Origin of the sequence: Moorena sp. SIO4E2 (genome assembly GCF_010671945.1) — a bacterium.
GTDB classification, from domain to species: Bacteria; Cyanobacteriota; Cyanobacteriia; order Cyanobacteriales; family Coleofasciculaceae; genus Moorena; species Moorena producens.
This window is the reverse complement of record NZ_JAAHIE010000745.1, coordinates 1-2,998: the sequence shown is the minus strand read 5'-3', so window position 1 is coordinate 2,998 and position 2,998 is coordinate 1. Positions and strand designations below refer to the sequence as shown.

The following is a 2,998-nucleotide window of genomic DNA, read 5'->3' as shown; positions in this document are numbered from 1 at the left end:
GATACTTCATGCCAATGAATCTGCTCGCCTTCTGTTGCATAAACTCACACCAGACAGTAAACCATCTAATTTGGTGCCTAAACAAATCTGGCGTATCTGCCAAGCTTTGAAGTACAGTTTTAAGTCCTATCATTCTCAGGCAGTTATTATAGATTCTTATCTTACTACGAGTCAGTCAACTCCTGTTCGGATACGAGTTCGATGGCTCAAATTAGAGTTATCCAAAGAGCCTTTTATTTTAGTCACTCTTGAAGACCAACATCAATCCATTCAAAATCTAGTGCTTGCAGAAGTTTACCACTATGGTTTAACTCCTCGTGAAGCAGAAGTCTGGTTACTGCGTCGAGTCAATTACTCCTATAAAGACATTGCCGCTAAGCTATTCATTACCCTCAGCACAGTGAAGAAGCACATGAAAAATATTCATGCTAAACGTAAGCTGACAGCCGTCAGCTGTCAGCTGTCAGCTTAAAATAAACCTCGAACGGTCGAATTTAATTCGAGATTAATGAGAATTGAAAGGGGTGCATCTCAATGCATGCAATTAGGCAAAAATTCTAATAAAATCTCCATACTTCCCACACTCCCCGCGCCCGGGTCCCACACTTCCCGTCTTTTTTACAAATATGAGATGCACCCAATTGAAAGTCTGGGGAAAATCCCATCAGTAGAAGTAACTCACATTAAACGAATCCTTGCCTCTTTTCTTCAAAAACTGTTCGCGTAGCGCATTAGCTGAATGCTTACAGCTAAAACCTTAAGCCAGTGCTTTGCAGCTAGACCAATGATTTGAAGCGAGCAGTTGTGGACTAGCTGCTGCATCTGGCTTACCAATTAGAGGAGTTGCACTCGGAGGGTTTGTTGTAGTCTGTAGCAACACCCCCGACTCAGGCAAACTCTTGTCAGGCTTACCTCAATCAATGTTAGGTATTGAACCATCAGACTAGACGAGGGCAAAATTCCCCTAACCGATCACCCCCTATTCACCAAGGGTTTCTATTGTTAATGATAAGTCAGTTTTAAACGTTATGAAAACTACTTTATGCAAAAAACATTTTAAATTCATGCAAAATATACATTAAAGATTTTTTTATGTAAAAAGCAATTGAATTTCATGCACCCGATACATAGTAACTCTATCTATTTAAGTTATTGTTGTCCATGATGAAAAAATAACCAATTCTCGTAAAAGACAACTGGGTCATGACAACAATGACATCAGAGACGGCTCAAGTATCATCGGTAAATCAAAGGACTAATCAGACGGAAAAATCAGATAGCTACAATCAACCCGTCAAGCTAGCTTATATAAAGCTAATCCTCTGCGCTACAGGGATTGGCATTGCTGGCGGATTAGTAGCAACTAGTTACTATTTTGTCCTAGAACAGTGTTTGCATTTTGTTTGGCATTGGTTGCCCGAATTTCTAGAACCCTATTTCCCCAGTTGGATACCCTCTTGGAATTATGTGTGGATTGCCACTACCATTGGTGGGTTTTTCGTGGGCTTATCCCTGTACTTCTTGGGGTTACCCGGTGAAATGGCGTTGGTGATCGAAAAAGTTCACGATCCAGGTAGGATGGAGCCTCGTCAAACTCCTGGCATGATTGTGACCTCTCTAATTTCCATCACCGCTGGCGGGAGTGCTGGACCAGAAGCACCTTTGGTACAGATTAATGGTAGCTTAGGTAGCTGGCTAGGAGTCAAGCTTAAACTGGCAATCAGCCATATCCGGATATTGACCTTCTGCGGGATGAGTGCTGCTCTTGGTGCCTTTTTTGGTGCGCCGATCGGGGGGGCATTGTTTGCCCTAGAAATTCCCCACCGCCGGAGTCTGGAATACTATGAAGCCATCGTACCAGCCATTGTCGCGTCAATTTTTAGCTTCTCTGTTTTCCGCTTTGGTACTGGGTTAAATGTGGGAGGAATTTACCGCTTTAACCTTTTTGATACATTACCTACTCTGTCCTGGCTAAATTTAATTGAGGGTGGATTACTCGGGGTTGCTGGTGGATTAGCTGCTATCGTGTTTATCTATATCTTTCGCTTTACCAAGTCTTGGATTAAATCTATTGAACATCGCCATATTTTGCTAGCTACACTAGGCGGATTATCTATTGGGTTGATTGCTGTATTCTTTCCCCAAACCCTATTTTTTAGTGAGGAGCAAATTGAAACAGTGATTGAACAAGGTCCCACTTTGGGGGTAACCATGTTACTGGGGATTGCCTTGGCAAAAATGTTTGCGATCAGTTTTACCCTCCACGGTGGGTTTAGAGGCGGATTTATCTTTCCTCTATTTTTCATCGGTGCCAATCTGGGTTTAGCTATCTCCATCGCCTTACCCGAAATTCATCCCACCATTGCTATGCTTTGCCTGATGGCAGCGGTGAATGTGGCTGTCACCAAAACACCGGTCAGTAGCACGGTTATTCTTAGCGTTCTGTCTGATACATCGATTCTTCCAATTATTGCTATTGCTAGCTTTGCCAGTTTCTTGTTAACTACTAATATTTCTTTGCTGAAAACTCAGCGATCGCGTAGTCAGGAGGGTATACCAGTAATGGCTTAAGAAGACTTAAGTCTGAGTTAGTCAAGGATTTAGTCAGTCAACAAAATCAGTTTTTTTGTTGAGAAGTTAGCTAATTGGGTAATTAAGAGTCAACCGCCAAAAAAAACCATCAGTTAGGTAAAATTGTATCGTTAACAGCTTCCTAGATAGGTACAGGGTGAAATCTTTAAAAGAGTTCTGTCTAAGTGTTGTTGATCTCGAATTGATGCCAACTGCGCTGAGGGTGGCTTTGGTCGTTGGCTCAGTTCTGTTTGTGATCAATCATGGTTCTGCTCTCCTACAAGGACAGATGACTCAACAGGGAGCATCCCATTTTGGAAAAAAGACAGGAATAGGTACTCATTTAATTCGCGATTAATAATCGCGAATTAAATGAGTAGAGAACTGGACTACATGTACCCTGGCATAATAGAGAGGTAGATGTTCA

The 2,998-nt window shown here is 42.0% G+C and carries 3 protein-coding genes; all 3 read left to right on the top strand.

The annotated features are described in order from the left end of the window. Window positions 1–472: helix-turn-helix transcriptional regulator (locus tag F6K37_RS36415; RefSeq protein ID WP_287255853.1), on the top strand; the 472-nt coding region annotated here is incomplete at its 5' end. A 740-nt stretch (window positions 473–1,212) separates the two neighbouring features. Beyond that, window positions 1,213–2,571 (top strand): chloride channel protein, encoded by a 1,359-nt coding sequence (locus F6K37_RS36410; protein WP_009149027.1) that lies wholly within the window; start codon window positions 1,213–1,215, stop codon window positions 2,569–2,571. 157 nt (window positions 2,572–2,728) lie between these two features. Further along, entirely contained in the window at window positions 2,729–2,929 is a 201-nt protein-coding gene (nrtS, locus tag F6K37_RS36405) for a nitrate/nitrite transporter NrtS (protein ID WP_287255851.1), read from the top strand. The last annotated feature ends 69 nt before the right edge of the window (window positions 2,930–2,998 follow it).

Coding starts and splice junctions, on each gene's coding strand:
- F6K37_RS36410 (WP_009149027.1), top strand. CDS start 1,213: ATGACATCAGAGACGGCTCAAGTATCATCGGTAAATCAAAGGACTAAT.